Raw genomic sequence first — 22,068 nt, 5'->3', positions numbered from 1 at the left:
ACAAGTTACCAGCGGATCTCCGCGCAGGTGCCGCCGCCCTCGCGCCGCGCCAGACGCAGGTCCGCCCCCTGGGCGTTCAGCCACTTCAGCGCCAGGGGGAGCCCCAGCCCCGTCCCGTCCGGCCGGCCGCTCTCGAAGGGCCGGAGCATGCGGATGGCCGTGTCCTCGGACAGCCCGGGACCGTCGTCCAGGATGTCGATCCGCCCCTGGGCCACCCTCACCAGGATCCGCCCGCCCAGGGGCGTGGCCTGACAGGCGTTCTCCAGCAGGTTCACCAGGGCCTGATGGAGCAGCAGCGGGTCGCCCGTGGCCTCCCCTTCCCCCTCCACCGCCAGGACGCGGCCCTGGCTCACCGGTCGGCGCTTCAATTCCACCACCGCCTGGGCGGCCGTTTCCTCGAGGCGAAGCGGTTCCGCGGCCGGATCCAGCGGCTTCGCCCACTGGAGGAACCGCTGGACGAGCCGCTCCAGATCCTCGGTCTCCTCCAGCAGGGCCTCCGCGGCCTCGCCGTGGCCGCTCCGCTTCAGCATCTGGCCCCGACCCTTGAGGACCGCCAGCCCGTTCTTCAGCTGATGGGCCACGCCCGCGGTCATCTCGCCCAGGTCCGCGAACCGTTCCCGCAGCTGGCGGCGATGCGCCTCCGCCTCGGCCTCGGTGACATCCTCGAACTGCACGAGCGCGCCGATGCGATCCGGAGCCTCGATGCGCTGGAGCCGCCAGCGGCACCCGCCGGCGGCGCACCGCCAGGGGGGGCCGGGATCCCGCCCCAGGGCTTCCCGAAGCCAGGGGAAGGGCTCCAGCACGAACGCCGCCTCCAGGCCCACCACGCCGGGCCTCACCCCCAGAAGGTCGCAGCCCCTCTGGTTCAGCGCCGCCAGCCGCTGGCGCTGATCCACCCAGAGCACGCCCATGGGGAGCGCGTCCAGCAGCCGCTCGTGGACGGTCCGGAGTTCCCCGAGGGAGTTCGCCAGCTCGCCTCGCTCCCGCAGGCTGCCGGACACCGCCGAGAGCAGGAGGGCTTCGGGATCCGCCTTCGCCCGGCGGTGCAGCCGCGCCAGGCGCACGAGGACGAGGGCCAGGCCGCCGAGGGCCACTCCCGCTGGGAGGGCGAGCGCCAGCCACACGATGGTACGGGACAGCGGTTCCATCGCCCCAGGGTATGCTCATTCCCATGGACAGGCAGCCCATCTACGTGGTGTCCGGAGGTTCCGGCGAGACCGCCATGCGGATGGTGCAGGCGGCGCTGACCCAATTCGCCAAGGGGGAGGGCTCTGCGCTGGTCCGGAGATTCCAGAACGTGCGATCCAAGGAGGACATGGACCGGGTGCTCCAGCTGGCCGCGGACAAGCGGGCGGTGATCATCCACACCACGGTGTCTCGGGAGATGAGGTTCTACCTCGCGGACCGCTGTGCGGAGCTGCGGCTCACCCAGGTGGACCTCTTCGGCAACCTGCTGGACACCCTGGCCCTCTACCTCCGGGAGCGCCCGGAGGAGCGCCCGGGCAGCTTCCACGCGGTGGGCGACAAGTATTTCCGCCGCATCGAGGCCATCGAGTTCGCGCTGAAGTTCGACGACGGCATCGACATGGCCGGCCTGCCGGACGCCGACATCGTGCTGGTGGGCATCAGCCGCACCAGCAAGACGCCGCTCTCCATGTACCTCGCCATGGAAGGCTACAAAGTGCTCAACGTGCCGCTGGTGCCCGGCGTGCCGCCGCCCCCCGAGCTCGATTCCATCCCCCAAGGCCGCATCGTGGGGCTCACCATCCAGCCGGACCGCCTCCAGGAGATCCGCGCCTACCGCCTCAAGCGCCTGGGCGCCACCGGCACCGCGGACACCTACAGCGACCTGGGCCGCATCCTGGAGGAGCTGGTCTACGCCGACGAGGTCTTCAAGCAGCACCGCCGCTGGCCCGTCCTCGACGTCACCGGCCGCAGCATCGAGGAGACCGCCGGCCTGGTGCTGGACCGGGTGTTCGGCAAGGAGCGGGCGGTTTAGGGTTCTCAGCTCTCAGCTATCAGTCAAGGCGGCTGTCAGGTTCTTTGACTGACAGCTGACAGCCCCCTAAAGCTCATCCTCCAGCCGCTTCACGATGGTCCGGAGGATCTTGATCCGGCCGTAGTACTTGTCCTCGCTCTCCACCAGGGTCCAGGGGGCGATCTCGGTGCTGGTGCGGTCGAGCATGTCGCAGATGGCCGTTTCGTAGGCCGGCCACTTCTCGCGGTTGCGCCAATCCTCATCCGTGATCTTGAAGCGCTTGAAGGGGGTCGTCTCGCGCTCCTGGAAGCGGCGGAGCTGCTCCTCCTGGCTGATGGAGAGCCAGAACTTGAGGAGGATGCTCCGGCTGCGGACGATCTGGTCCTCGAACTCGTTGATCTCGCTGTAGGCCCGCTGCCAGTCCGTCTCGGAGCAGAACCCCTCCACCCGCTCCACCAGCACCCGGCCGTACCAGCTGCGGTCGAAGATGGCCACCCGGCCGCGGCGCGGCAGGTGGCGCCAGAACCGCCAGAGGTAGGGCTGGGCCCGCTCCTCCTCCGTGGGTGCCGCGATGGGGTGGATCTGGTACAGCCGGGCGTCCAGGGCCTGGGTGACGCGGCGGATGCCGCCCCCCTTCCCCGCCGCGTCCACGCCCTCGAAGGCCAGCACCACGGCGTGTTTCCGGAAGTTCCGATGGCGGGTGAGGAGGTTCAGCTTCCCCTGCAACGTGAGGAGCTCGTCCTCGTAGTCCTTCTTGTCCATCCGCCGGGTCAGGTCCAGGGCCCGAAGGATGTTGACGTCATCGATGGGCTTGCGGGCCGGGTGGCTCGGCAGGACCGGGATGACGGGCGCCGGCTGGTCGAGTCGGGCCCGCAGCCGCTCCAGCAGGATCTTCCCCACCGTGAGCCGCTGGTAGCGGGGATCGGTGGCCTCCACCACGATCCAGGGGGCATCCCCCGTGCTGGTGGACCGCAGCGCCCGTTCGGACACCTCCCGGAAGGTGTCGTACATCTCGAAGCGCTTCCAGTCCCCTGGCGTGACCCGCCAGCGGGTCTTGGGATCCTTCTCCAGCCCTTTCAGGCGCTTCTTCTGCACGTCCTTCCCCAGGTGCATCCAGAACTTCAGCACCAGCGCGCCTTCGTGGATGAGCATCTGCTCGAAGCGCGCCACCCGGGTCATGTCCTGGTCCAGGTCCGAGGTCTTGATCCGCCCGTAGGCCCGCTCCAGGATGGGCCAGGTGTACCAGGAGCCGTCGAAGATGCCGATCTTGCCCTTGGGCGGAAGCAGGCGCCAGTAGCGGTACATGTGGGGCCGCTCGCGTTCCTCGTCCGAGGGCTCCGCGAGGCCGTGGGTCTGGATGTGCCGCGGGTCCATCCACTCGTTGAGGGTGTTCACGGTCTCGCTCTTGCCGGCCCCGTCCACGCCCGCCACGAGGATGATGACGGGGAACTTCGCCGAGGACAGATCGTACTGGGCGTCCAGCAGCGCCTCCCGCAGGAGGGGAACCTCGCGCTCCCACACCTCCTTCTCGATTCTGTGGCCGAGCTCCGCGGATTCGAACATGGTTCCTCCGGGGCGGATGGTCCGCGCGTCGGGCCGACGCCGCGATGGGTGATTCTAGGCCGCTTCCTGGGATCATGGGGATCTGGAGCCCCCATGATCCGATCCGCCGCTCTCCTGCTTCCCGCGTGCCTCCTGGCCGCGCCGGCCCCGGTCGCCCCCAAGGGCCCGGTGCGGGCGGTCCGGCTGTCGCTCCAGGGCATGGCCCCGGGCCTGGATCTGCCGAAGCTGGAGGCGGACCTCGCGGCCCGCCTGAAGGAGGGCGGCCTTGGCGTCCTCACCCCCTCGGAGGCCGCCGGTCAGGGCGCCTACAAGCTCGACCTCGCGATGGAGGTCACGCCCCTGCCCGAAGGGGCGCACCTCCTCGCCATCAGCGGCGCCCTGGAGCGGCTCACGGACCTGGAGGGAATGCCCCGGGACGAGGAGTACCGCTGGACGGGTGCCAGCCTCTCCGCCCACGCTGCCGGCCAGGAGCTCCCGGCGGAGGCCTCGCGGATCGCCTCCCTGATCGCCCTGTCGCTCCTCGGCAAGGCCCAGGCGGCCCGGACCCTCATCGGCACGCCCTCGCCCCTGGCCATCCCGATTCCGCCCTCGCCCCTGCCGAAGCCCGTGGAGGTGGCCTTCAGCAAGGACCAGATCCGACACCAGCCCCTCGCCCCGACCTATCCGCCCCTGGCCAAGGCCAAGGGCCTCCAGGGCACCGTCCTGGTGATCGTCACCGTGGACCCCGAGGGGCGCCCGGTACGGGCCGTCGTCGAAAACGGGCCCCAGGAACTGCGCGCCACGGCCTTGCAGTACGCGCTCCAGTGGCGGTTCGCTCCGGTGGTCCAGGACGGCGCGGCCCGGTGGGCCTGGTTCAGGCTGCCCATCCCTTTCAGGCTCCAGGAGCCCGCCGTCGATCCCGCACAGACGAAGCGCCCCTAGGGCCTGTTTTCAAAGTGGGGCGTGGCCGCGCAAGGGGCGCCGCCCAAGCGAGGCAAGGAAAGCGACGAAGGCGATGGTGGACCCATCGTCGAGGAGCTTGACGCAGCATCGCGCCGGGCGCCGCCCCTTGCCCTCCGGGACGCTGCCCAGCCGCACCCCTGGCTGCGTTGCCGGCCTCGAACGATGTCCCGCATCGCCCTTCGGCCGCCGCCTTGCCATGAGCGCGGCTGGGCAGCGTCGCGGCGGCGTCCCACTTTGAAAACAGGCCCTAGTACTCGTTCGCCAGATCCCCGGCCCGAACCTGCTTCTCGAAGGGCTGGAACACGGGAGCGCCCGCGGACTGGGCGATCCACTCGGCGACGCGGATGCCGTCCACGGCGGCGGAGGTGATGCCTCCGGCGAAGCCGGCGCCCTCGCCGCAGGGATAGAGGCCCGGGTGGGAGGCGGACTGGCCATCCTCTCCCCGCAGGAGCTGGATGGGGCTGCTGGTCCGGCTCTCAATGGCCAGCAGGATGGCCTGGCTGCTGGCGAAGCCGTGGATCTTCCTGTCGAAGGTGGGCAGGGCGCCCGCCAGCTGGTCCCGCACGAAGTCCGGTAGGCAGGTGCGCAGATCGGCGGCCACCGCGAAGGGCTTGAAGCTGGTGCGGGGCAGGCGGCCCGTGGCGCGGCCCTTGAGGAAATCCTGCACCGACATGGCCGGAGCGCCGTAGGTCTCGCCCGCGGCGCGGAACGCGGCCTGTTCCCATTTCCGCTGGAAGTACATGCCGCCGAGGAGATGGTCGCTGCCGAAATCCGCCGTGTTCACCTTGGCCACCAGCCCCGAGTTGGCGAACCCCGAGTCGCGCTTCTCGTTGCTCATGCCGTTCACCACGACCCCGCCTGCCTCGCTCGAGCACTGGATGACCTCGCCGCCGGGGCACATGCAGAAGCTGTAGGCGGCGCGGTTCAGGCCGAAGTTGCAGACCAGCTTGTAGTCCGCGGCGGGCAGCGAGGGATGCCCGGCGCTGGGGCCGTACTGGGAGCGGTCGATGAGGTCCTGGGGATGCTCCACCCGCACGCCCATGGCGAAGGGCTTCTGGCGCATGGCCACGCCGTGGCCGTGCAGCATCTCGAAGGTGTCACGGGCGCTGTGGCCCGGCGCCAGCACCAGGGCTTCGCAGGGGATCTCCTCGCCGTCAGCCAGCACCGCGGCGCAGACCCGGCCCTCCCCGTCGAAGCGAATGTCCGCCAGGCGGGCTCTGAAGCGGTACCGCGCCCCGCGGGCCTCGGCCTCCTTCCGGATGAGCACCGTGCATCGGCGGATGACGTCCGTGCCCACGTGGGGCTTGGCCAGGTAGAGGATCCGGGGGTTCGCCCCGAAGCGCACGAAGGCCTCCAGCACATAGCGGGTGGCCGGGTGGCCGATGCGCGTGGTGAGCTTGCCGTCGCTGAAGGTGCCCGCCCCGCCTTCGCCGAACTGCGCATTGGCCTCGGGGTCCAGCACCGCATCCTTCCACAGGCCCGCGATGGCCTGCACCCGCTCGCCCATGGCGGGGCCGCGCTCGAGCACGACGGGCTCGATGCCGTAGTCCAGCAGGCGCAGGGCGCAGAAGGTACCGGCAGGACCGCTGCCCACCACCACGACCCGGGGCCGGCGCGGCGGCGGGGCCACCGCGTAGGGCGTGGCAGGCGGCGCCGCCTCCAGCTTCAAGCCGCCGGGCATGGGGCCCAGGTCCAGCTTCCGGTCCGTTTCGAAGCTGAGGGTCGTCAGGAAGCGGATGGCGCCCTTGTGACGGGCGTCAAGACTGCGGCGCTCGAGGGCGACGGCCTGGTACTCCTCCGGCTTCCCCCCCAGGGCATGGGCCAGGGGAACGGCCAAGTCGAGCGCCTCTTCTCCCAGGTTGAGCGGCAGGTTGGAAAAAAGGTAGCGCATGAGACCTCGGCAGGGGGGCCACCGAGGCCCAAAGCCAGGTACCAGCGTAGCGGTCAGCCCTGCGAATCGAGACAGAATCTCTTGGATACAAACCCGTGACACTCGATGCAGAATGGGGACATCCCCTTACGCCGCGCACTGCGGCCCACCCCCCAGGAGATTCCATGCGCCGTTCCATCCTCCTTCTCGCCGCTGCCGCCTTCCTGTGCACCGTGCCCGCCATGGCCAAGCCCACCACCGTGAAGGGCGCCAAGTGCACCACCTGCCACGAGGGCACCCCCAAGGACAAGAAGTTCAATGCCGCCGCCGCCAAGATGGTCGCGAAATACAAGGAAGCCCAGTGCAAGGATTGCCACGGCTGGGCGGACGGCAAGTTCACCACCACCAAGAAGTAGTCTTCCCCGATCTCTGAAAGCGGCGCGGAAATCATCCGCGCCGCTTTTTTATGAATCGGCTGGGGTGTACCGCTCATCCGATGGCCTTTCCATGGACAATCGAGTCGGTGTTTCCCCGGGAGGCGCTGTGGAACCGAAGGTCCTGAATCGGGTGGTGGTCGCCGGCGGGACAGGGTTGGTGGGCCGGCCACTCGTCCGCGACCTTCTGGACCTGGGGACCCAGGTGCATGTGCTGACCCGTCGCGCGGCCGCAGGTCTGCCCGCTGGCGCCCATGCCCACGGATGGGAGGACCTTCCGGCCCTGCTGGACGGCGCGGACGCCGTGATCAACCTGGCGGGCGAAGGCATCGCCGACCAGCGCTGGACGGTGGCCCGCAAGGCCGCCATCCGGCAGAGCCGGACCCAGACGACCCGTCGCCTCGTGGAAGCCATGCGGGACTGCCAGAAACCACCCAGGGCCCTGGTGAACGCCTCGGCCATCGGCTACTACGGGGCCCGTGACAGGACTCCCGTGGACGAGGGCGCCGCGCCGGGGGCCGGATTCCTCGCCGAGACCTGCCGGGATTGGGAAGCGGAGGCCATGGCCGCCTCAGCGATCGGGGTGCGCGTGGTTCGCATCCGCACCGGGGTCGTGCTGGCCCGTGAGGGCGGCGCCCTTCCGAAGATGGCGCTGCCGGTTCGGTACTACCTCGGCTGTGCGCTCGGGTCGGGGAAGCAGGGCCTCAGCTGGATCCACCGGGATGACCTCGTGGCCATGTTCCTGGAGGCGGCGCGGAACGACGCCTGGGAAGGTCCCTTCAACGGCACGGCGCCGGGGTTCCTGGACAACGAGGCCTTCACGGATCTCCTGGCGCGGCAGCTGCACCGCCCCCTCCTTCCGGTCCCCGGACGCCTCACCGCCGCCGCCATGAAAGTGGTGCTGGGCGACATGGCCGACGCTCTGCTGCTCCAGGGCGCCTTCGTGGTTCCGGCCCGGGCCAGGGCCCTGGGCTTCGAGTTCCTGTTCACTGAAGCGGCCGGCGCGCTGGCGGATCTGCTGTGATCCTGCTCAGGCTCTCACCAATCCCCCGAAGCGGGCCATGATGCGCTTGTCCCCGCCCTGGTCGAACCTCACGGTGTAGGTGAGTCCTTCGCCACGGCCGGTGGCCGCCAGCACGGTGCCCTCGCCGAAGCGCGGACTCCGCACCCGGGTGCCCGCCTCGAACGCATTCGGATCTTTTGCTTCTGCAGGTTCAGGGAAGCTGCCGCCATCCGGCTCCGATGGCGGGACCTCCTTGACGCGGTCGAAGAAGCTGCGGATGCGCTGGAGTTCCGTCGCCACGGAGGATCCGCCAGCGCCCCGGCTGAAGGAACTGCCGGGCCGCACACCCTCGCCGGACTGGTAGAGCTCGGTGCCCCAGCGGATGGGCGTCGCCAGCGTCTCCGCGGGAATCTCCCTCAGGAAGCGGCTGGGCATGGAGAGCATCTCGGTGCCCATGACCCGCCGCCGCCGGGCGGCGCTCAGTGTCAAGCGCCGCTGGGCCCGCGTGATGGCCACGTAGAAGAGCCGGCGCTCCTCCTCGAGTCCCTCCGGCGTTTCCCGGGCATTGCGGTTGGGGAAGACGTCCTCCTCCATGCCGATGACGAAGACGTACGGGAACTCCAGGCCCTTGGCGCAGTGGATGGTCATGAGGCTGAGGTGGGCGGATTCCTCCACCTGGTCGGCGTCCGCGGCCAGGGTGATGCGGTCCAGGAACTCGGACAGGCGCAGGCCCAGCGATTCGGATTCGGCGGCGGCGCTGAGGAATTCCTCCAGGTTGCGGATGCGGCCCTCGGCCTCCAGGGTGGCCTCGTCCTCCAGGCTCTGGAGGTAGCCGCTCTCCTGGAGCACCCACTTCACCAGGCCGGAGAGGCCCTGGGCCTCCCGCTCGGCCCCGGCCCTACGGAACAGGTCCAGGAACTTGCCCATCTCCCGCTGGGCGCGGCCTTTCAGCTCCCCCGACCGCAGCAGCATGGCCAGCCCCTCCAGGGGTGTGCCGCCCTCGGGGATGGCGCCCTCGATCTTCCCCAGCGTGGTGGGGCCCACGCCCCGCGTCGGCGCGTTCACGCAGCGCCGAAAGCTCACCAGGTCGAAGGGGTTCGAGACGAGGCGAAGATACGAGATGAGATCCTTCACTTCCTGGCGCTCGTAGAACTTCACGCCGCCCACCAGCCGGTAGGCCAGGTTCTGGGCGCGCAGCGCCTCTTCCATCTGCCGGGATTGCCAGTTGGCGCGGTAGAGCACGGCCACCTTGGCCTCGGGATCGCGGAAGCGCAGCTCCTGGATGCGCTGCACGACCCACTCCGCCTCCTGGCGCCCCTCGTCCGCCAGCTTGAAGGTGATGGTCTCGCCCTCCCCCAGGTCGGTCTTCAGGGCGCCCTTGCCCTCCACGCGCTGGGAGTTGTTGGAGATCACTTCCGAGGCGGCGTCCAGGATCTTCTTCGTCGAGCGGTAGTTCTGCAGCAGCTCGATGCGCACGGCCTCGGGGAAGTCCTGCTGGAAGTCGAGGATGTTGCGGATGTCCGCGCCTCTCCACCCATAGATCGACTGGTCTTCATCGCCCACCACGCACAGGTTGTGGTGCCGCTTGGCCAGGTGCTGCACCAGCAGGTACTGGGCGCGGTTGGTGTCCTGGTACTCGTCCACGAGGATGAACTTGAACCGCTCACCGTAGGCCGCCTGCATGACGGGATCGCGGAAGAGCCGCTCGGTGTAGAGCAGCAGGTCGTCGAAGTCGCAGGCCCGGTGGTTCCGCAGGCCCTTCTGGTAGAGGTCGTAGGCGTCGAGCACCCGGCGGGTCCAGGGATCCAGGGCCTCCTCCCGGGCCTCCTCGGGCAGCAGGCAGCGGTTCTTGAAGTCGGAGATCAGCTCCAGCACCCGCTTGGGGTGGTACTGCTTCTCGGGCAGCTTGAGTTCCGCCAGCACCTGCTTCATGAGGCTCTTCTGGTCGGCCGGATCGAAGATCACGAAGTCGCGGCCCACCGGCGTGCGCTCGCCCTCGCGGCGGAGGATGCGGGTGCAGAAGCTGTGGAAGGTGCTCACCCACATCTGCGCGGCGGGCAAGGAGACCAGCCGCTGCACGCGCTCCCGCATCTCCTCGGCCGCCTTGTTGGTGAAGGTCATGGCTAGGATGGAGCCCGGGTGGACGCCCTCCTCCTCGATGAGCCAGGCGATGCGGCGCGTAATCACCGTGGTCTTGCCCGACCCGGCGCCGGCCAGGAGGAGCAGGGGCCCGTGGGCATGGCAGACCGCCTCCCGCTGGGGCGCGTTCAGGTTGCGGAGCAGGGGGTGGTCGGACGGGTGGCGGGACGCATCGGGCATCCCTTCATCCTATCGGCCCGTCCCTGCCTTCGGCGCGATGGCTTTGCCCTTCTCGGCCTTCCTGAGGACCTCCTTCACCAGGAGGGCCGCGTCGTCTTCCGTCAGCTTGGCCTTGAAGGAAGGCATGACAAGGCCGAAGAAGATGCCTTTGCGGATGGTCTTGATCATGTCCGCGTCCGTTTCCTTCGCGGCCTTTTTCGCATCCGTGAAATCGAAACCACCCAGCTTCTTCCCCTCGGCGCTGTGGGCGGAACCATCGGGTCCGTGGCACTTGACGCAGTTCTCGGCGAAGAAGGCCCGCAGCTCGTCCACGGATTTCATGGGCGCCTGGGCCGCGAGACCGATCGGAATCAGAAGGGCGAGGATCATCACACCGACCCGCATGGCCACCTCGATGAATGTTGAAACACGTGCCTAGCATGGGCCTGAAGTGGGCCTCCGCAAGGGCCCCTCAGGGTTTTTTGTGCGCGGCCAGGGGGCGCAGCACGTCGGACACCAGGCGCCGGGCATCCCCCTCCGAGAGCTGGCGGCCGAATCCCGGCATCGCGCCCCGGCCCTTGAGAATGGAAGCCGCCAGCGCGGCGACCTCCTGGCGGGCGAACCAGCGGCCATCCGCGAGGTTCCGGCCTCCCAGCCGGACCCCGTTGGGGCCGCGTCCCGTGCCATCCGCCCCGTGACAGACCAGACACCGCTCCCGGTAGAACTCGCGGAGATCCCTCGCCTGGGCGGCCGAGGGGGCAGACAGGGCCACCAGGAGCGGCAGCGCAATGGAACGGATCCCCATGGCTCGACGCTACCACGGGCCCGCGGGCCCCGTTAGGCTGGAACCCTGCGCCCGTGGCGGAATGGCAGACGCCGCGGACTTAAAATCCGCTTCCGGCAACGGAGTACCAGTTCGAGTCTGGTCGGGCGCACCAAGACTGGATGCTCACCCCGGCTCGGCCATCAGCTTCAGCAGGGGGATGAGGATCCCGTTGAACCGCTTCCAGCCGGAGAGGTCGCCGCGGACCAGCCGGTGGACCTTCACCCAGTCGCCCTCCGCCGCGGCCTTGGGGACCTCCTTGAGCATGAAGTCGTAGGCCAGGATCCGGGCCGCCAGGGCCGGATCCAGCGCCCGTTCAGGGTCTTCCACCAGGTCGACGCCCACCAGTTTCCCGAACCTGGCGTACTCGGCCCGGCCCAGCACGGGGATGAAGCCGCGGCCGCAGAACCTGGCGCCGTCGCCGGGCTCCGTGTTGCCCAGGGCGCGCTTGAACTCGTACATGCGGCGGAAATAGGCCTCGTTGCCCTGTTCACGCTCCGGGGCGAACAGGTAGCTTTCCGCCCCGATGGTGGCGATGGCGGCCACCTCCGTGGCGGCATCCTGGATCTTGAGGGCGGCCAGGGCCTCCACCACCAGGGGCCAGTTCTTCTCCACGTTGGCCAGGGGCGCGTGGAGGGTCGTCGCGATGACGTCCGCCGTGAAAGGCATAGAGGGCTCCCGGAGGAAAGCGGCTAGGCGGGCAATCTACCACGACGGCGATAATCTCGTGCATGGACATCCACCGATTGCACACCGGCGAAGCCGAAGCCCTCATCGCCGCGACGGGCGCCGAGCTCCAGTCCCTGCGCCTGGGCGGGCACGACCTCCTCTGGGAGGCGGGCCCCCTCTGGCCGCGCCATGCCCCCCTGCTCTTCCCCATCGTGGGACGGGTCAAGGGCGACATCCTGCGGCACGGGGGGAAGGCGTTTCCCATTCCCCGCCACGGCTTCGCCCGGGACCGGGACTTCACCCTCATCGAAGGCACCACGACCACCTGTACCGCCGAACTGCGGGATGACGAAGCCACCCGCGCCGCCTATCCGTTCCCCTTCCTCCTGCGGGTGGCCTACACGCTGACCGCCACCTCGCTGCGCATGGACCTGGCCCTCCGCAATCCGGGCGAGGTGCCCCTGCCCGCCAGCCTGGGCCTCCACCCGGCCTTCCGCTGGCCCCTGGCGCCGGGCCCGGCGAAGGCCGCGCACCGGCTGGTTTTCGAGGCCGACGAGCCCGGCGCCCTGCACCGCCTGGACACCGACGGCCTGCTGGATCCCGCGCCGCGCCCCACCCCAATCCAGAATCGGCTGCTGCCGCTGGACGAGGGGCTGTTCCGGGAGGATGCGCTGATCTTCCTCGAACCCCGCAGCCGCAGGCTCCGCTTCGAAGCGGAGGGCGGCCCCGGCCTGGAGCTGCGCTGGGAGGGCTTCCCCCACCTCGGGATCTGGGCCAAGCCGGATCCCGGCCCCGCCTTCCTCTGCCTCGAGCCCTGGGAGGGCCACGCCGATCCCGCGGACTGGGACGGCGACTTCAACGCCAAGCCCGGTGCCTTCACCCTGCCCCCCGGCGCCACCCGTCGCTGGAACCTCACGATCACGCTGACAGCTGACAGCTGACAGCTGATATCCGACAGCTGGCAGTTTCTACACCAGCTCCGCGCCCAGGAAGTGCGGGCTGGCCAGGGTGATTCTCGCCTGCACCAGCTCGCCGAAGGGCAGCTCCCGGCCGGGTCCGGCGGCCAGGTGCACGGTCTTCCACTCGCCGCTGCGGGCCAGCCACCAGCCATGCTCGGTGGGGCCGTGGGTCTCGACACGCACGGGGATCTCGCGGCCCACGAAGCGCTGGTTGCTGGCCCGGGTCAGCTCGGTCTGGCGCTTCTGCAGGCGGGCCAGACGCTCGGACTTCACGGCCATGGGCAGGTCGTCCTTGAGGCGCAGGGAGGGCGTGCCGGGGCGGGGCGAGTAGATGAAGCTGAAGGAGGCGTCGAAGGCCACCTGGTCCAGCACCCGCATGGTGTCCTCGAAGTCCTCGTCCGTCTCCCCGGGGAAGCCCACGATGAAGTCCGTGCTGAGGCAGATGCGCGACCGGGCCTCGCCCAGGTAGCCCAGGCGCTCGAGGTACTCGGCCACGGTGTACTCGCGCAGCATGCGGCGCAGCACCCGGTCGCTCCCGCTCTGCAGAGGCAGGTGCAGGAAGGGGGCGACCTTCGGATTGGTGGCGAGCACCCGCGCCAGACCCTTGGTGAAGTTCATGGGGTGGCTGGTGGTGAAGCGGATCCACTCCAGGCCATCCACCTCCGAGACGCGCTCCAGCAACTCGGCGAAGGTGCAGCCGCCGGCGTAGCTGTTCACGTTCTGGCCCAGCAGCTCCACCTCGCGGTAGCCGCGCTCGACCAGACCCCGGACCTCGGCCACCACGTCCGCAAAGGGGCGGTGGCGCTCGGACCCGCGGGTGGTGGGCACGATGCAGTAGGTGCAGGCGTGGTTGCAGCCCTCGGTGATGGTCACCAGCGCCTTGGCCGTGTCGCGGCGCCGGGCCACCGAGGGCGGAAACAGGTGGTTGTCCGGGTACTCGCCCGTGTCCATGACGCGGGGCTTGCCGGCCCGGGCCTCGGCCACCAGGCGCGGCAGCTGCTTCAGCGCCATGGTGCCCAGCACGAAGTCGATGTGGGGGGCGCGCTTGAACAGTGCCGCCTGCTCCTGCTGGGCCAGGCAGCCGGTGACGCCCACCAGCAGGGGGCGCCGCTGCTTCTCCTCCCGCAGGCGGCCCAGCTCCGAGTAGACCTTGTGGACGGCCTTCTCGCGGATGGAGCAGGTGTTCAGCAGCACCAGCTCCGCGTCCTCCGCCGCGTCCACCGCCTCGAACCCCTCCGCCGACAGCAGCCCCGACAGCTTCTCGCCGTCGTGGTCGTTCATCTGGCAGCCCCAGGTTTCGATGTGGAACTTCATGAATGGCCTCGGTCCTGGCGCTGCTGGATGAAGGGGACCACCCCCCGAACGCATCGCGCACTGCGCGATGCTCCCGCTCCCCGGCTTCGCCGGATCGCGGAGGGGGCCCCGTTCTGGCAGCCCCAGGTTTCGATGTGGAACTTCATGCGCCCGTCCAAACCTTCGATTTTACGGGAAAAGATGCCCGGACAGGATTAACAGGATTCAAGCAACGGCTCCTGAATCTTGTCAATCCCGGCTAATCCTGTTCATCCTGTCCTCGTTATTCAGGGCCTCAGAACCGATACCGGGCGCTCAGGGCGAGCTGGCGGCCGGGGAGCAGATAGTACTGGCTATCGCCCAGCTCGCTCTCGGCCACAGGTTTGCGGCGGTCCGTGAGGTTGCGGCCGTCCAGGCGGAGCTCCCAGGCCTTTTCGCGCCAGCCGAGGCTGGCGCCGCAGGTGGCGTAGCCGCCGGTGGGCGCAGTGTTGCGCTGGTTGAGGAAGGCGGCACCGGTGTAGGCCATCTCCGCGGAAGCCGTGAAGCCATGGGCCGGGGCGTAGGAGATGCCCAGGCCGCCGAGGTGGTAGGGGGACATCTCCAGCCGCTTCCCCGCCAGCTGCGTGAGGGTGCCGTCGCCGAAATCCTTGGCGTAGTCCCGGAACCGGGCGTCGTGGTAGCTGTAGGCCAGGCGGGCCGCGAGGTCGCCGGCGAAGCGCCAGGAGGCTGACACCTCCACGCCCTGGAAGCGCTCGGTCCCGGCGTTGGCGAGCACCGGCGACGCCGTCCCGGTGGCCGGATCGATCACGCTCTGGGACACCACCAGGTTCTCGAAGTCCATGAGGAAGAAGCTGACTTCCAGGGCCAGGCGGCGTCCCAGGAGGTCGGCCTTGGCGCCCAGGTCGTAGCTGGTGGCGGTCTCGGGTTTGAGGATCTGCGCGGAGCTGTCCAGGCCGAAGTCGATGGCCGCGGGCTTGAAGGTGCTGCGCAGTCCCCCGAACAGGTTCACGCGATCCTCGCCGGCCTGCCAGGCGGTCCAGGTGGCCCCGGCGCTGCCGCCCAGCCGGGTGGTGGTGCGGGCGTCCACGCCGGTGTCGAGGGCCCCGCTGGCGAAGTCCAGCGTGGCGGCCCGGCGCGTCTCCTCGGCCCGGGTGAGGCGCAGGCCCGCCTCCAGCGTCAGGCGCGACGCGGCCTGCCACTGGGCGAAGGCGTAGAGGCCCGTGAAGTCCCGCCGGTCGTCGATGCGGATGTCCGCCTGGCTGGGCGTGGCGGAGGCATCCGGCGCGCCGGAGCCGTCGAGGTTCACCACGTAGTCGAAGTCCCCGCCGCGGCCGCGGCCCTGCCCATGCAGATGGTCCAGGCCCGCCACCATCTTGAGGCCGGCTCCGCCCGTCCACGCGAGGTGCGTGTCGAGATAGAGGTCCGTGAGGTCCATGCGCTCCCGGAAGCCATGCGCGTTGGGAGCGGTCGCGGCCACGTCCGTGAGGAAGCCACGGAAGGCATCCTGCCGCGCCCGGGAGGCCGAGAGCGTGGTGGACCAGAGCACGGCGGCATCCAGGGCCCGATCGTAGCCCAAGGTGAGGGTGACGCGCCGGTCGTTCAGGAAGGCCCCGCCGGGGTTGTGGTTGGCATCCAGCGGCACTTGATCCGTCAGCGCGCGACCCACCCGGGGGAAGGGGCTCGCGGGCTGCTGGTCCACGGCCGTGCCCTCCAGGTCGAACCGGACCACGCCATCCAGGGCCTGCACGCGGTTCCGCCACAGAAGGTGGTTGCGCTTGAAGCCGGTGCGCGGATCTTCGAAGCCCTGCGTATCGTGGTCCACCGTGAGGGTGCTGTCCGCCGCTGGGCCAACGGGAAGGCGCAGGTTGACGGCTCCCCCGAAGGTTCCATGGTTTCCCGCGGACAGCCGGGCGGAACCCTTCGTGTCCAGCGGCAGGCCGCGGATGACGTGGATGACGCCCACGAAGGAGGTGGCGCCGTACATCACCGGAGCGGCCCCGCGCTGGACTTCGATGCGCTCGACGCCCTCGAGGCTCAGGGTGGCGAGGGCCGGATTGAAGGCACCGCCCCAGGGCACGCCGTCCACCACGAGCAGGAAGGCGTCGAACTCCTTCAGTCCCCAGAATTCCGGCACGCTCCCGGCCGGGCCGCCGTCGCCGCCGGGGGCGATGAACACGCCCGCCAGCAGGGCCATGGCCCCGCGCAGATCCGTGGCGCCGCGATCGGCAAGCTCCTGGGCGGTGAGCACGGTGATGGAAGCCGGCACCTTGGCCGGATCCTCGGGAAAGCGCGTGGCGGTGACCTCCACCACGGCCGCGGGTGGAACGGGAGGCAGGGCTTGCAACATCAGGATTCCTTGTGTGCGGGATTCGAAGGATCGGGCTGCGGCATGCGGACTCGAAGGATTCCGTCCGCAGCCTCGACCGCCAGGTTCATGTGATCAGCCATGCCGCGCAGCCAGAGCCCGGCCAGACTGCGTGGCGCCTCTCGAGGCCACTCGGCCTCCAGGCACGGCGGGAGCGGGGAGTCCGTGAACCAGCGCAGGATCCAGGCCCCAGGCACTGCTTCCGCTTCCAGGCGCAAGGGCCCGGGCGCGGCCCAGGGGAGGATCTGCCTCGTGAACGCCACGACCCAATCCTGGAGCAGGGGAGCTGGCCAGGATGCCTGACCGGCCCCGGCGTCCACCAAACCGACCGGGCAGTGGAAAAGGGCGCCCGTGGCCTCGAGTCGCTTCCCCAGCCCCGCTTCCCAATCCCTCCAGGGGATGGGCTCCGTATAGGGAAGCCGCCCCAGGGCCACGGCCCGGGCCATGGCGATGAGGACCTTCCCATCCTCCAGGAGCGTCTCCAGCCGCGCGTGGTTCTGGGGATCGAAGGGGAGGGCCGGATCACCCAGATCCGCCACACTCTGGAGCCCCGTCAGCAGATTGTTGAAATCATGCAGGGTCGCCCGCCAGAGTTCTTCAGGATCCATGCCCCCTCCCGGCCACAAAAGCCTTGAATGACGTTACCTTGGGGGCCACCCTCTGTGCATCACCGGAAGACCGACGTCCCCAGGACTCCCTCATGCAGCAACCGATCAAGCGGCTTGGCGAACTGCTCGTGGAATCGGGCCTCATCACGCCGGCCCAGCTCCAGAGCGCCATCACCCACCAGAAGATCGCCCGGGGCCGCCTGGGCAGCAACCTCGTGGCCCTCGGCTACATCAGCGAGGAGGTCCTCATGGACTTCCTCAGCCAGCAGGCCGGAGTGCCCCAGATGGACGTGCGGAACCTCGCGGTGCCGCCCGAGGTGCTGAAGCTGGTCCCCCACCGGCTGGCGGACCAGTTCACCGTGCTTCCCGTGGCCACCCGGGAGCCGAAATCGCTCGTGCTGGCCATGTCCGACCCGTCGGACCTGAACGCCATGGACAGCGCCCGGTTCGCGTCCGGGCTGCACATCCAGCCCGTGGTGGCTTCGCACAGCGCGCTGCGAAAGGCCATCGGGGAGCTCTACCGGAACCTCGAGGCGACCGCTCCCGGGGCCCCGGTCACGGTGGACGTGGTCGGCTCCCACGACGAAGACGAGGCCCTCCCGGTCACCTTCAGCCTCAACCCGCTGCCCGTGCCCGCGCCCGGCCCCGCGGCAGAACACGCCTTCCCGCGGGACCCCTTCTTCGACGCCACCGGGGCGCCCTCCTACGACACCACGGATCTCGATCCGTTCCGGTTCTTCGAGAAGGCGGATCCTCCGCCTGAGGCTCCCCCCGACCTCATCCCCGGCCGCACGCTCCGCGAGTCGGTGCCCACCCTGGAATCCTACGGGACCCGCGCCATCGTCCTGGGCATGGTCCGCCTCTTCCAGCGGCGCGGCATCCTGGGCGAGGACGAGCTCCAGCGCCTGCTCGCCAACCTCGTGGAATCCGGAGAGATCAAGAACAGCAAGGCTGACTAGCCCTCGACCTTCAGGATCGCCAGGAAGGCTTCCTGGGGGATCTCTACGTTGCCGATGGCCTTCATCCGCTTCTTCCCTTCCTTCTGCTTGTTGAGGAGCTTCTTCTTGCGGCTGATGTCGCCGCCGTAGCACTTGGCGAGCACGTCCTTGCGGCGGGCCTTCACGTTGGTCCGGGCGATGATCTTGCTGCCGATGGCGGCCTGCACGGCCACATCGAAGAGCTGCTGGGGGATCACTTCCTTCATGCGCTGGCAGAGCGCCAGGCCAAGGGTCTGGCTCTTGCTGCGGTGGACGAGGATGGACAGCGCGTCCACGGCCTCGCCGTTCACCAGAATGTCCATCTTCACCAGGTCGGATTCCGTGTAGTGCTTCATGTGGTAGTCGAAGCTGGCGTAGCCCTTGGAGATGGACTTGAGCTTGTCGTAGAAGTCCAGAACCACCTCGTTCAGGGGCAGCTCGTAGACGAGCATCACACGGTCCTGGCTCACGTATTCCAGCTTCTGCTGGATGCCGCGGCGCTCCTCGCAGAGCTTCAGCAGGCCGCCGACGAAGTCGGTGCGGGTGAGGATCGTGGCCTCGATGATCGGCTCCTCGATCTTCGCGATCTTCTGCAGCGGCGGCAGCTTCGAAGGGTTGTCCACGGCGGTCTCGCTGCCGTCCGTCAGGTGCACGTGGTAGCGCACGCTGGGGGCCGTGGTGATGAGGTCCAGGTCGAACTCGCGCTCCAGGCGCTCCTGGACGATCTCCATGTGGAGCAGGCCCAGGAAGCCGCAGCGGAAGCCGAAGCCCAGGGCGGTGGAGGTCTCGGGCTCGTAGGTGAAGCTGCTGTCGTTGAGGCGCAGCTTGTCCATGGCGTTGCGGAGGTCCTCGAAGTCGTCGCTGGAGGTGGGGAAGATCCCCGCGAAGACCACGGGCTGGATCTCCTTGAAGCCCTTCAGCATCTCCTTGGCCGGCTTGGTGGTGTTGGTCACGGCGTGGGTGATGGTGTCGCCCACCTTGACGTCCACCAGCGACTTGATGCTGGCCACCAGGTAGCCCACCTCGCCCACGGACAGGGTCTCCTGCTTGTCCATCTTGGGATCGAAGATGCCGATCTCGTCCACCCGGTGCTCGCTGCCCGTGGACATGAAGCGGATCTGGTCGCCGGCCTTCAGGGTGCCGTTCACCACGCGGATGAGGTTCACGATGCCCCGGTAGGCATCGTAGTAGCAGTCGAAGACGAGGGCCTGCAACGGCGCGTCCGGATCGCCCTGGGGGGCGGGGATGCACTTCACGATCTGCTCGAGCACCTGGTCGCAGTTCTCGCCGGTCTTGGCGCTCACGTTCACCGCGTGGGCCGTGTCCACCAGGCCGATGACCGTGTCGATCTGCTCCAGCACCCGCTCGGGGTCCGCACTGGGCAGGTCGGTCTTGTTCAGCACCGGGAACACCTCCAGCCCGTTCTCCAGGGCCAGGTAGGTGTTGGCCAGGGTCTGGGCCTCCACGCCCTGGGTGGCGTCCACCACCAGGATGGCGCCCTCGCAGGCGGCGAGGCTGCGGCTCACCTCGTAGGTGAAGTCCACGTGGCCAGGCGTGTCGATGAGGTTCAGCGTGTAGGTCTGACCGTCCAGCGCCAGGTATTTCAGCGTCACCGCGTGGGCCTTGATGGTGATGCCCCGCTCCCGCTCCAGATCCATGTCGTCGAGAATCTGGGCCTGCATGTCGCGCTGCGCCACCGTCTTGGTGAGTTCGAGGAGACGGTCCGCCAGCGTCGACTTGCCGTGGTCGATGTGTGCGACGATGGAGAAATTGCGGATGAGACTGGGATGAGCCACTGAGGAACCTCGAACTGGTCATTGTACTGTTGGAAACCCCCACTGTCTGCGGGGTTTTACCTACTGGGGCCTCAAGCCGTGGTTGATCCGAGCCGATGGGACCTTTAACCTCAAGGCCGAGAGCCAAGGAGTCCGCTTGTCCCACTTCGCGTCTCCCATGACCATCCTGATGGTAGAAGACAATGCCCTGCAGCGGCGGCTGCTGGAGGCGCAGATCCAGCCGCTGGGGCACCGCCTGATCGTGGCGGCGAACGGCGAGGAGGCGCTGGCGCGCCTCCAGACGGACCGGCCCGAGCCCGACATGGTGATCATGGATGTGGTGATGCCGTCCATGGACGGCTTCAAGGCCTGCGAGGCCATCAAGACGGATCCCGCCACGGCGGACATCCCCGTGCTGGTGCTGACGGCCCTGAGCCGGGACGCCAAGGACCGCAGCTACACCGCCGGGGCGGATGACTTCATCCGCAAGCCCGCGAGCAACCTGCTCCTCCAGGTGCGCATCCAGACCCACCTTCGCGTGCGGGCCCTGTCGCTCCGCACCGGTCCGCTACCGCCCGCCCGCCCCAAGGTGCTGGTGGCGTCTGCCAGTTCCATGGTGCTCACCCAGGTCCAGAACCACTTCGGCAAGGACCAGGCGATCTTCCTGGAGGCCCAGGACGAAGCCCAGGCCCGGGCCCAGATCCTCGCCGAATCCCCCGATGTGCTGGTGCTGGACACGGATCTGGCCAATGGCAGCGCCATGGATCTGGCGACGACCCTGGGCCGATCGCAGGATCTGAGGGACCTGCCCATCCTCCTCCTGCACGATCCCGGCGAGCTCGAGGCCTGGTCCCGCCTCCGCGAGCCCGTGTGCGACGCCCTGGAAAAGCCGCTGGTGGCCACTGAAACCCGCCGCCGGGTGGCCCTCCTGGCCCGGCTGGCCCAGCTCCAGAAACGGGTCGGCCAGGCATGAAGGCACGCCATCGCCGAACAAGAGGAGCCGCCTTCGGGCTCCTTGTGGCCCTCGCCGCCTCTGCCCCTGCCGCCTCCGTGGAAGGCCGAGTCACGGATGGCCACCGGGGCCTCGCCGGCGTCCGCGTCTACCCGGACCGGCAGCCGAGGGTGTCTCCCGCCGGAGATCCGCCCCTGGCGCTGACGGACGCGGAAGGCCGCTTCCACCTGGACCTGGAACCCGAGGATGCGATCCTTGCGGTGGAGAAGGATGGCTGGCGCCGCGACCTGGTGCCGGCCGCCGAGTGGCGCGGCGACATCGCCCTCAGCCCGGAGCCCAGGTTCCGCAAGGAGGCCATCTTCATCGTCCGCCTCGACTTCACGGATGAGGGCTCCAAGCTGCCGGATGGTGCCCTGCGGGAGCTGATCTTCTCGCGCCGCCCTGGCGTGGCCAGCGCGGCCAACTACCTGTACGAGGTGAGCAAGGGGGCCGTGTCCCTCGTCGAGGGCCGCTTCCTCAAGCTCCGGAGCGCCGATTTCCCCGCCCCGAGGACCGACGACCGCAAGATGGCCATGGCCGGCTGGGTTCTGGAACGACTGCAGGGCGAGGATCTCGGCGACTGCGACCGCCTCGACAACCGCACCGGTGCGGTCCGTCCGGACGGCAAGCCCGACCACCTCTGGATCATCACGCCCGGCAAGCCACAGTCGCTGACCGCCGACGAGGCCGACCTCAAGGCCGTGAGCCTCCTCCTGCCCCTGCCCTGGGACAAGACCCGGCGCTGGCCCCTGATCTTCATGACCGAGGAAGTCCCGCTGGGGAACATCGTCCACGAGGCCTTCCACGCCATGGGCGAGCACCGCGTGGACGACCTCTACCTGGATTGCGGCGACCCCCTCACGGCCGGCATCTGGGATCTCATGGACGCGGGCCAGTATCGCGGCTGGGACCGCTCCCACCCTGAAGAGGGCCCCTGGGTGGAGGACACCGGCTACAGCCCCTCCCATCCCACCGCCTGGGTGCGATCGGAGCTCTGGTACCGCGGCTGGTTCCGGGGCCTGGTCCATCGCCTCGCCGTGAAGGGCCCGTCGTGGGAGGGCTGGATCGCCCCCGTATCCCGCGCCCCTGGCGCCGATCCCCAGTGGGTGACCCTGCCCGATCCCCGGAAGAAGGGCCGCTTCTTCAGCCTGGAGGTCCGCCGACCCTGGGGCTTCGAGCGGGGCCGCGTGGGCGGGCGCTTCGGGCCAGGCCACGAAGGCCTGGTGGTGGCCACCGTCGATCCCTCCCTGCTCAGTCCCGACGAGCCCCAGGGCCCTGTGCGCGTGGTGGACGCCCACCCTGGCAGCCCCGAACCGCCCAAGCCCCGCTTCCCCTGCGGCCGCTGGGAGCTGGATGACGCGGCCTTCAACCTGGGCCCCGGCGAGAATCCCAGGGGCCGCAGCGGACCCCTGTCCTGGGAGGTCCTGGAGACTGACGCCAGCGGCCGCATGCGAGTCCGGGTGAGCTTGGTGCGGCCCTTGGCAAAAAAATCCCGCGCCCGGACATCTGCCAAGTAAGAT

Annotated in this window: 19 protein-coding genes and 1 tRNA gene; 9 read left to right on the top strand and 11 right to left on the bottom strand. The window is 69.1% G+C overall.

The window, feature by feature from the left end:
• Positions 1–5: 5 nt before the first annotated feature.
• Positions 6–1,148 carry an ATP-binding protein gene (locus ML539_RS02610; protein WP_243320371.1) on the bottom strand — a complete coding sequence of 381 codons (1,143 nt, stop codon included), beginning with the start codon at positions 1,146–1,148 and terminating at the stop codon, positions 6–8.
• A 23-nt stretch (positions 1,149–1,171) separates the two neighbouring features.
• On the opposite strand from ML539_RS02610, the gene ML539_RS02605 reads away from it, so the two are divergent.
• Positions 1,172–1,999 (top strand): pyruvate, water dikinase regulatory protein, encoded by an 828-nt coding sequence (locus ML539_RS02605; RefSeq protein ID WP_243320370.1) that lies wholly within the window; start codon positions 1,172–1,174, stop codon positions 1,997–1,999.
• 66 nt (positions 2,000–2,065) lie between these two features.
• On the opposite strand, the gene pap is transcribed toward ML539_RS02605, so the two are convergent.
• Positions 2,066–3,541 carry a polyphosphate:AMP phosphotransferase gene (gene pap, locus ML539_RS02600; protein ID WP_243320369.1) on the bottom strand — a complete coding sequence of 492 codons (1,476 nt, stop codon included), beginning with the start codon at positions 3,539–3,541 and terminating at the stop codon, positions 2,066–2,068.
• Positions 3,542–3,634: 93 nt separating this feature from the next.
• On the opposite strand from pap, the gene ML539_RS02595 reads away from it, so the two are divergent.
• Positions 3,635–4,462: an energy transducer TonB gene (locus tag ML539_RS02595; RefSeq protein ID WP_243320368.1), complete on the top strand. Its 828-nt coding sequence runs from the start codon at positions 3,635–3,637 to the stop codon at positions 4,460–4,462.
• Positions 4,463–4,730: 268 nt separating this feature from the next.
• Here ML539_RS02595 and ML539_RS02590 read toward each other — a convergent pair whose 3' ends face one another.
• Positions 4,731–6,374 (bottom strand): FAD-dependent protein, encoded by a 1,644-nt coding sequence (locus tag ML539_RS02590; protein WP_243320367.1) that lies wholly within the window; start codon positions 6,372–6,374, stop codon positions 4,731–4,733.
• A 164-nt stretch (positions 6,375–6,538) separates the two neighbouring features.
• Here ML539_RS02590 and ML539_RS02585 point away from each other — a divergent pair, with 164 nt between their 5' ends.
• Positions 6,539–6,769 (top strand): cytochrome c3 family protein, encoded by a 231-nt coding sequence (locus tag ML539_RS02585; protein WP_243320366.1) that lies wholly within the window; start codon positions 6,539–6,541, stop codon positions 6,767–6,769.
• Positions 6,770–6,896: 127 nt separating this feature from the next.
• Positions 6,897–7,811 carry a TIGR01777 family oxidoreductase gene (locus tag ML539_RS02580; RefSeq protein WP_243320365.1) on the top strand — a complete coding sequence of 305 codons (915 nt, stop codon included), beginning with the start codon at positions 6,897–6,899 and terminating at the stop codon, positions 7,809–7,811.
• A gap of 6 nt (positions 7,812–7,817) precedes the next feature.
• On the opposite strand, the gene ML539_RS02575 is transcribed toward ML539_RS02580, so the two are convergent.
• From ML539_RS02575 to ML539_RS02565, 3 genes are all read right to left on the bottom strand, one after another.
• The gene (locus ML539_RS02575) at positions 7,818–10,109 is read right to left on the bottom strand and encodes a UvrD-helicase domain-containing protein (protein WP_243320364.1); all 2,292 of its coding nucleotides are present in this window, start codon (positions 10,107–10,109) and stop codon (positions 7,818–7,820) included.
• Between the two features lie 9 nt (positions 10,110–10,118).
• Positions 10,119–10,493, bottom strand: a complete 375-nt coding sequence (locus ML539_RS02570) for a c-type cytochrome (RefSeq protein ID WP_243320363.1) — start codon at positions 10,491–10,493, stop codon at positions 10,119–10,121.
• Between the two features lie 67 nt (positions 10,494–10,560).
• Positions 10,561–10,893, bottom strand: coding sequence for a cytochrome c (locus ML539_RS02565; protein ID WP_243320362.1), 333 nt, complete (start codon positions 10,891–10,893; stop codon positions 10,561–10,563).
• Between the two features lie 47 nt (positions 10,894–10,940).
• On the opposite strand from ML539_RS02565, the gene ML539_RS02560 reads away from it, so the two are divergent.
• Positions 10,941–11,026 (top strand) — tRNA-Leu (locus ML539_RS02560).
• A gap of 11 nt (positions 11,027–11,037) precedes the next feature.
• Here ML539_RS02560 and ML539_RS02555 read toward each other — a convergent pair.
• A complete protein-coding gene (locus tag ML539_RS02555) occupies positions 11,038–11,580 on the bottom strand; it encodes a hypothetical protein (RefSeq protein WP_243320361.1) in 543 nt (180 codons plus the stop codon).
• Positions 11,581–11,642: 62 nt separating this feature from the next.
• Between ML539_RS02555 and ML539_RS02550 the strand changes: the two genes are divergently transcribed.
• A complete protein-coding gene (locus ML539_RS02550; protein ID WP_243320360.1) occupies positions 11,643–12,521 on the top strand; it encodes an aldose 1-epimerase family protein in 879 nt (292 codons plus the stop codon).
• A gap of 27 nt (positions 12,522–12,548) precedes the next feature.
• Here ML539_RS02550 and miaB read toward each other — a convergent pair whose 3' ends face one another.
• From miaB to ML539_RS02535, 3 genes are all read right to left on the bottom strand, one after another.
• Entirely contained in the window at positions 12,549–13,853 is a 1,305-nt protein-coding gene (miaB, locus tag ML539_RS02545) for a tRNA (N6-isopentenyl adenosine(37)-C2)-methylthiotransferase MiaB (RefSeq protein ID WP_243320359.1), read from the bottom strand.
• A 274-nt stretch (positions 13,854–14,127) separates the two neighbouring features.
• Entirely contained in the window at positions 14,128–16,179 is a 2,052-nt protein-coding gene (locus tag ML539_RS02540) for a TonB-dependent receptor (protein ID WP_243320358.1), read from the bottom strand.
• Positions 16,179–16,805, bottom strand: a complete 627-nt coding sequence (locus ML539_RS02535) for a hypothetical protein (protein ID WP_243320357.1) — start codon at positions 16,803–16,805, stop codon at positions 16,179–16,181. Before ML539_RS02535 ends, ML539_RS02540 begins: the two co-directional genes overlap by 1 nt.
• Positions 16,806–16,897: 92 nt before the next feature.
• On the opposite strand from ML539_RS02535, the gene ML539_RS02530 reads away from it, so the two are divergent.
• A complete protein-coding gene (locus ML539_RS02530; protein WP_243320354.1) occupies positions 16,898–17,764 on the top strand; it encodes a hypothetical protein in 867 nt (288 codons plus the stop codon).
• Here ML539_RS02530 and lepA read toward each other — a convergent pair.
• Positions 17,761–19,578 carry a translation elongation factor 4 gene (lepA, locus tag ML539_RS02525; protein ID WP_243320351.1) on the bottom strand — a complete coding sequence of 606 codons (1,818 nt, stop codon included), beginning with the start codon at positions 19,576–19,578 and terminating at the stop codon, positions 17,761–17,763. The genes ML539_RS02530 and lepA overlap by 4 nt on opposite strands.
• Before the next feature lie 157 nt (positions 19,579–19,735).
• Here lepA and ML539_RS02520 point away from each other — a divergent pair, with 157 nt between their 5' ends.
• Positions 19,736–20,530, top strand: coding sequence for a response regulator (locus tag ML539_RS02520; protein ID WP_243320349.1), 795 nt, complete (start codon positions 19,736–19,738; stop codon positions 20,528–20,530).
• Positions 20,531–20,574: 44 nt separating this feature from the next.
• Positions 20,575–22,065 (top strand): hypothetical protein, encoded by a 1,491-nt coding sequence (locus ML539_RS02515; protein ID WP_243320348.1) that lies wholly within the window; start codon positions 20,575–20,577, stop codon positions 22,063–22,065.
• The last annotated feature ends 3 nt before the right edge of the window (positions 22,066–22,068 follow it).

This window comes from Geothrix sp. SG200, from assembly GCF_022808935.1.
Taxonomy (GTDB): Bacteria; Acidobacteriota; Holophagae; order Holophagales; family Holophagaceae; genus Geothrix; species Geothrix alkalitolerans.
Note: the sequence above shows the minus strand (reverse complement) of the source record. Positions and strands in the feature narration are given on the sequence as shown.